At 49.4% G+C, this 6,965-nt stretch carries 5 protein-coding genes; 2 read left to right on the top strand and 3 right to left on the bottom strand.

Annotation, left to right across the window (positions count from 1 at the left end; genetic code table 11):
• Window positions 1–153 precede the first annotated feature (153 nt).
• The 3 genes from LKK83_RS30515 to LKK83_RS30505 are packed head-to-tail and all read right to left on the bottom strand — an operon-like array spanning window position 154 to window position 4,102.
• Entirely contained in the window at window positions 154–2,964 is a 2,811-nt protein-coding gene (locus LKK83_RS30515) for a CHAT domain-containing protein (protein WP_324635234.1), read from the bottom strand.
• Complete coding sequence (locus LKK83_RS30510) at window positions 2,961–3,131, bottom strand: hypothetical protein (protein ID WP_324635233.1); 171 nt, start codon at window positions 3,129–3,131, stop codon at window positions 2,961–2,963. The genes LKK83_RS30515 and LKK83_RS30510 overlap by 4 nt, the downstream gene beginning before the upstream one ends.
• Window positions 3,132–3,184: 53 nt before the next feature.
• Window positions 3,185–4,102, bottom strand: a complete 918-nt coding sequence (locus LKK83_RS30505) for a sulfotransferase family protein (RefSeq protein WP_324635232.1) — start codon at window positions 4,100–4,102, stop codon at window positions 3,185–3,187.
• A gap of 687 nt (window positions 4,103–4,789) precedes the next feature.
• On the opposite strand from LKK83_RS30505, the gene cysH reads away from it, so the two are divergent.
• Together cysH and sbcD are read left to right on the top strand one after the other, a co-directional pair.
• Entirely contained in the window at window positions 4,790–5,521 is a 732-nt protein-coding gene (gene cysH / locus LKK83_RS30500) for a phosphoadenosine phosphosulfate reductase (protein WP_324635231.1), read from the top strand.
• 112 nt (window positions 5,522–5,633) lie between these two features.
• Complete coding sequence (sbcD, locus tag LKK83_RS30495; RefSeq protein ID WP_324635230.1) at window positions 5,634–6,902, top strand: exonuclease subunit SbcD; 1,269 nt, start codon at window positions 5,634–5,636, stop codon at window positions 6,900–6,902.
• Window positions 6,903–6,965: the final 63 nt, after the last annotated feature.

Raw genomic sequence — 6,965 nt, 5'->3', positions numbered from 1 at the left:
ACTGGCTGCCTGCACCAATAAATTTATTTTAGCCAATTAGCCCTCCCGAGTCAACCGCTTGAGAAAAAAAAGAGGCGATCGAAAAGCAGGGGGGTAACAGGTCAGGTAAAAATGGCCTGGAGGTCAACCGAATCAATTCGATGATGCCAGAATTCATAGCGCTTCTCCCATCAAGAGAAATCCAGCCCAATTGCGTGGATTGGGGTGTGTTTTCATAGTAGTTAGCATCGCTTGACGCAGGGCTTGTGCTTTATCGGGATGATGCTGTAAATGGCGATAAAATTCACTCATCAAAGTGGCGGTTGGCGCATCGGGAACCGACCATAAAGAGACGATAATACTGGGAACACCGGCACTCATTAAAGCCCGAGATAAACCGATCGCACCATCCCCAGTAATCTTCCCGCGCCCCGTATTGCAAGCACTCAAAACCACCAATTCAGCATTAAAAGGTAAATCCACAATTTCCCCCGCCATCAACCATCCGCGATCGCTTTCCGAGGGGGCGAGAGCGATCGCGCCGGGGACGTCGGTACCAAAATCATCCAAAACCCCGTGGGTCGCCAAATGAACGATGCGCGCCTCGGGCAATTCTGCCAAAACTCTAGCTTTTGTAGCTTGATTTCCCGTCAACGCTGTGGTATGAAAAAGACGAGCAATTTCCATCGCTTCTCGTTCCGCATGGGGTAACGGGGATAAAGGTTCTGGGGGTTGACCCACCACAGTAGGCATAGTCGGCATTGTAGGATTGCCCACCACGAGAATATTGTCCCCGGATACTCGTTCCCGTTGTTGATGAGTAAGGGCAAGAACTTGAATGCTTGGTGCGGCGATTAGGGTATGTTTTTCAATTAAAAATCGACCCGAACTATCTTGTAAAGCGCTAAAAGGAACTAAGAAGAGAGATTGATGGGGAATTAAGATAATCCGCTGTTGTGGATCGGCGGGCAACAGATGAGCGATCGGTTCAATTAACAGGGAGTGAAGTTGTTGCAATCGGGGGTAACGATCGCTCACAGAAGGCACGGGATTACTGCGGGTTTCTTGTGCGGCTACGTTAAAATCCAGCAAGCGATCGCGAGTTCCCCGGACCAACCAACTGAGAGATGTTTCCACCCTAGAGCCTCTTCCGATAGCCGCTTCCACCCTTGCGCCTTCAGCGATTGTGGCTAATGAAGTATCGGTTAACGTCACCGAGTGAAACGAAATTTCACCCGTCGGGGCGATCGTCCAAATATAAATTGCCTCCTCCACAATCGCATACTCAACAATCGTGGCATTCTGTTCCCGAGCAACGGTTTGAATTTGCGCCACCGTCGGCATTTCCACCGACTCGAACTCCTGCCAATTCGGCGATCGCCGTTTCGCTAATAACGTAATAAAAGCCCTAGCGCGACCCCTTTCTGCCACTTCTAACCCCCGATTAAACTTTTCCCGTTTCACCAAAACGCTTTGCAACAATTCATAGCTTTCTAGTTGGGTTTCAAACAGAGAAATTAGCTCCTTATCCGTCAATCCCGGGCGCAGTTTCTCTAGCTCTTCAATAGCAGCAAAGAGATACTCTTCCGCCTGTTGGTATTCTCCCACTTCCCGATACAATCGACCCATATTATTCAAAATATGACCGATACCCGCACCATCGCCAATCCCCCGAAGAATTTCTAACCCTTGGCGATAAAAATCCAAAGCAGTTTCCGTTTCCCCCAAAGTGGCATAAACTTTTCCCAAATTGTTGAGGCTTTTTCCCACACCGACTTGATTGCCAATTTCCCGAGCAATTTCCAATCCTTGCCGATAAAAGTCTAACGCTTTTTCAGATTGTTGCAAATGCAAGTAAGCCGTACCGATATTGTTGAGGGTAGTGCCTGACAACGCCCGATCGCCAATCTCCCGGGAAATGGCTAAAGCTTGCCGATAAGACTGCAATTCCTCTGGGTATTGACCTTGCTTTCCGTAGGTAGCCCCCAGATTGTTGAGCAAATATCCCACAGCGGGGCGATCGCCAATTTCGCGACCCATTTCTAAACCTTCTCGATAAAATTGCACCGCCTCCGGGTACTGTCCCAGACTATCGTAAACCCCGCCAATATTGTTCAGCCGTCTTATCGCACTGACGCGATCGCCGATTTCGCGGGCTAAGTCTAACGCATCTTTATAAAATTGCAAGGCTTCTGCATATTGTCCCCGGGAATAATAAATTAAGGCAATATTGTTGAGGGTAGTGCCAATTCCTCGGCGATCGCCCATTTCTCGGCGAATTTCCAACGCGCCCTCAAAAGACGCTAACGCCCGTTCGTATTCCCCGCGACTCCCATAAACCACGCCCAAATTGTCCAGCACAGCGCCAACCCCCTCTCGGTCATTGATTTCCCGGGCAATCCGCAACGCTTCCCGATAAAATTGCAACGCCTCCGGGTATTGTCCGCGATAATAATGGACTAATCCGATATTATTGAGTTGGCTAGTGATGCTAGAACGGTCATTCATTTCGCGGGCGATATCTAAAGCTTGCTGATAAAATTGCAAGGCTTCTGCATATTGTCCTCGACTTTGGTAAACAAATGCAAGGTTGTGGAGGATAGTGCCTTCCAGGTTGCGATCGCCAATGTCGTGGGCGATATCTAACCCTTGCTGATAAAATTGCAACGCCTCGGCGTATTGTCCCAGACGGGCGGAAATGATTCCTATCTGGTTGAGGGTTTCTCCGACGCTTTGGCGATCGCCAAGTTCGCGAAATATCGCCAATGCTTGATGGAAGGTTTCTAATGCTTCGGGAAGGCGATCGGCTTCCTGATGTTGGCGCGCTTGACGATAAAGACGATTTGCGGCGGCGGTTCGTTCGGCGGCGGTTTGCGCGGCGGCGATCGCCGGGGAAAAGGTAAAGGGTCGTAGCGCAGGTTCAACCCAGGCGCAAAGCAACAGCGTCGCAGAGGTAATAATAAAGGTTCTGACATGCCATTTCATTTCCGAGTTCCTCCAGAATTGAACAGTTGTGGCATGGGATTAGCATGGTGGGGTTCGCCACTGGCACTCAAACTCAAAAGCTGCGCCAAGAGCATAAAAAAGCGATCGCCAACACAGGAACACCCGAGGTATTCCCAGTGAATTCCTCTGGGTAAAACAATCAGCATGTTGCCTTCCCCGTGATATTCAAATCGGGAAATTGCCCACCAACCTCAGTTCGTTAATCCCATTCATATTGCTTGTTTTCCCCCTGAGTTAGACGATAAAATTCCTCTATCTTTTCCGGATCTAGTTCATTTTTCCAGCGCAAATCCAACTTGATTTGAAACCCTTGTTTTTGGTAATAATCGCCATGCACTTCTTCTACTTTGCTGTCACTTTTTTGACTTTTGTATTTCGCAATGAGCGAACGAGTGCCAAAGTTTCCCTCAATCCCGAAATGCTCGTGCTTCCAATATTCCAGCATTTCCGGCTGAAATTCTAGGTCTAGCATTTGACATATCTTTTCAGTGGTGGCTTTTGGTTCGCTGGCCAATTCTTCATAGCGAACCATCATTTTCCGTTCCGAGGGAAACTGGTTGAATAAATTTTCATCTTCTTTCATTAACCGAGACCATCTGTGACTAAATTTCTCAACGGTCATATTCTTATCCCAGCGCAAATAAGAATTGAGAACCGCACGACCATCTCGAATTAAATGGATTAAGTAACCGTCTATTTGTCCCGACCTAAATTCTTTTGATTGCAGCTTCTTCGACACCCAATCCACATATTTGGAAGAATCGATTAACACCGTTGCATCCAGTTTAGAAAAAATTAGCGAGTAGGAATTAAAAATTCTATCTGTTCCGGAAATTTCTCGAAGAAACCGCTCGACTTTTAGAGGGATGTAGGGAGTTATGCGACGATTGCTTAATCCCGCTACCAGCATTTTCAGTTCTTCCGGAGTGAACTTTTCTTCCCAAAATTTTCCCGTTTCCTCCCAGAAATCTCGATGACGGTGGCGGTGGCGGTAAAATTGAGGAAGTTTACTGATTTCATTTAAGTCAAAGCAGTCCGGATGACTGCCTAAAATATAGTTCAGTAGGGTAGAGCCTGACCGACCAATTCCTAAAATAAAAACAACTTTTTTCTTCATGCAAAAAAATCCAATATCGAGCCAATCTACAGTTCGTGAAAACCGCCTTAGAATTTTGCGAGGTAGAACGGTTGTGGCATCGAGAAGGAGGAAAGGGCAGGTTAGGAGTAGGGGCAAAGGTTCCTGCCCTTTTTCCCGATACTGCAATTATCTTAACTCGCGTTCTCCCGGATAAGAAGAAATTTAACCTTTATTTTCGATCGCCCCCGATTGGGTGTGGCGTCAAGGCGGCGGGTGGGTAGAGGTGCCACAGGTATCTGTTGCGGAAGGAACTTGCGGAGGGAATAAGTAGATCTATAGGGCACGAGGGTGGGCGAGTTAGGGGGGAAACGGGGAAAAAGCTGGATCCAGTCATGCCAGCAGAGGTGCCGAACAAATCCCCACCCAAGCGATCGATTTGGCCATCAATGGGCGTATAATCGTTTCGGCAGACTCAAACGGCAGATTTGCAGAGTATTTTGACTCATGGCCAAAGCCAAGCGGAGAAAAGTCAATCCCCCATTCCTGACCGGAGATAGCTCTTACAACCCTCTCTGGGTAGGGATTTCCCCCCGCTGAAGGAGCAATATAAAGGAATCCGTACTCCAACTTTTGTCATAAAAACCGAATTCCCGATCGAGTTACGGGAGTTTTGGTGTTAAGATTGACTTTGGAAACGATTGAACAGAGTAAAAGTAGCGATCGAGCATGATCTATTCTCCAGAAGCGCCAGTAAAAACCAACACCTTCGACCTGGATGAACTCAACCAACGCTTTGAGTCATCTCAACCCTTGGAAATTCTGGCTTGGGCGGCGAACAATTTTCCCACGGGATTGGTGCAAAGCACTGCATTCGGCCCTGGTGGGATGGTCATTATGGATCTTTTATACCGAGAACTGCATCCTGCTACTCCCGTTCCGGTGGTATTTCTCGACACCCTGCACCACTTTCCGGAGACCTTAGCCCTGGTCGATCGCGCCAAAGAGCGCTACAACTTAGATTTGCACGTTTACCGCACCCTGGAAGCCAACAACCGCGAAGCCTTTTCCCTGCGCTTCGGAGAGGAACTGTGGCAAACGGCGATCGAAAAATTCCACTATTTAACCAAAGTCGAACCCTTAGAACGAGGGCTGAACGAACTCAATACCCGCGCCTGGATCACCGGGCGGCGTCGGGATCAATCCCGCACTCGCACCACCATGCCGATTTTCGAACGGGACAAACAAGGGCGGATTAAAATCAATCCCCTCGCCAATTGGACGCGCAAAGAAACCTGGGGCTATATCGTCACCCACGGGGTTCCCTACAACGAATTGCACGATCGCGGATATGCCAGCATCGGCGACGAACCCCTCACCACCCCAGTGGCCCAAGGAGAACACGAACGGGCCGGTCGCTGGCGCGGATCCCAAAAAACCGAGTGCGGCATTCATCTGTGAATTCGTGCCAAATCCTTAGCCTTTTGTCTCTATGGTGTCATTAACGGGCAAACCTGCGTTGCATTCCCCGGCTTCACCCAGGAAAATAGACAAAAGACTAAGGAGAAACACTATGATAAAAATACTTCATTTGTCCGATATCCACATGGGAAGCGGGTTTTCCCACGGACGAACCAATCCAGTCACGGGAATGAATACGCGACTGGAAGATTTTATCAACACATTAAGTTGCTGTATTGACCGCGCCATCGAAGATGCGGTGGATCTGGTGCTGTTTGGGGGAGATGCATTTCCCGATGCGACACCGCCGCCATTCGTGCAAGAGGCGTTTGCGGGACAGTTTCGGCGATTGGTGGATGCAGAAATTCCCACGGTGTTGCTGGTGGGCAATCACGATCAACACGCCCAAGGGCAGGGAGGCGCGAGTTTGTGCATTTATCGGACCTTGGGAGTGCCCGGATTTATCGTGGGGGACTCTCTGGAGACCCACCGCATCGAGACGCGCAGGGGTTCGGTACAGGTGATTACTTTGCCTTGGATTACGCGATCGACCTTGATGACGCGATCGCAAACCCAAGGTCTTTGTTTATCCGATGTGAATCATTTATTAATCGATCGCCTGCGAGTGGCGTTAGAAGGCGAAGTCCGCAATCTGGATCCCGAGGTGCCCACGGTACTGCTGGGTCATGTGATGGTGGATAAAGCCGAATTTGGCGCAGAGCGCTTTCTCGCAGTGGGCAAAGGCTTTACCATTCCCCTATCCCTGCTGGTTCGCCCCTGTTTTGATTATGTGGCCTTGGGTCACGTCCACCGACACCAAAATCTCAACCCCCGCAACGATCCACCGGTGGTCTATCCCGGCAGTATCGAGCGGGTGGACTTTAGTGAGGAAAAAGAGCGGAAGGGTTATGTGAGGGTCGAACTAGAAAAAGGACGGGCCGAGTGGGAATTTTGTCCCTTGTCCGTGCGGAAGTTTCGCACCATCAAAGTGGATTTATCCGAGGCGGATGACCCGCAAAGTAACCTAGAAGCGGCGATCGCCAAACACCAGATTCAAGATGCGGTAGTGCGGGTCATCTATCAACTGCGACCGAACCAAATCGACGCGATCGACAATGCCGCCCTCCAAGCTCACTTAAGTGATGCCCATAGTTACACCATTCAAGCCGAACTGGTCAGCCAATTGGCCAGACCTCGCGTTCCCGAATTGGGAGTGGGGATGCAAATCGACCCCCTCTCGGCACTGAAAACTTACCTAGACAATCGCGAAGACCTGCAAGATATTCAAGGCGATATGCTTGCCGCCGCTGAAGGGTTGCTCTCCGGCGAAGACCCGATGTGGCAACTCGACTCTTCCGAGTCCGAGAACAGATACATTTAACCCGGAAAAATCTAGCAATTGCTGGAAGTTTCTGAGTATGGCACAATCTGGAATGAAATTATT

Source organism: Phormidium sp. CCY1219 (assembly GCF_035615515.1).
Classification (GTDB): Bacteria; Cyanobacteriota; Cyanobacteriia; order Cyanobacteriales; family Laspinemataceae; genus CCY1219.
This window is presented reverse-complemented; position numbering and strand designations above follow the sequence as displayed.

Bases quoted from the DNA above. Each gene is read 5' to 3' on its own strand.
- LKK83_RS30515 (WP_324635234.1), bottom strand. From the start codon at position 2,964: ATGAAATGGCATGTCAGAACCTTTATTATTACCTCTGCGACGCTGTTG.
- LKK83_RS30510 (WP_324635233.1), bottom strand. From the start codon at position 3,131: ATGCTGATTGTTTTACCCAGAGGAATTCACTGGGAATACCTCGGGTGT.
- LKK83_RS30505 (WP_324635232.1), bottom strand. From the start codon at position 4,102: ATGAAGAAAAAAGTTGTTTTTATTTTAGGAATTGGTCGGTCAGGCTCT.
- cysH (WP_324635231.1), top strand. From the start codon at position 4,790: ATGATCTATTCTCCAGAAGCGCCAGTAAAAACCAACACCTTCGACCTG.
- sbcD (WP_324635230.1), top strand. From the start codon at position 5,634: ATGATAAAAATACTTCATTTGTCCGATATCCACATGGGAAGCGGGTTT.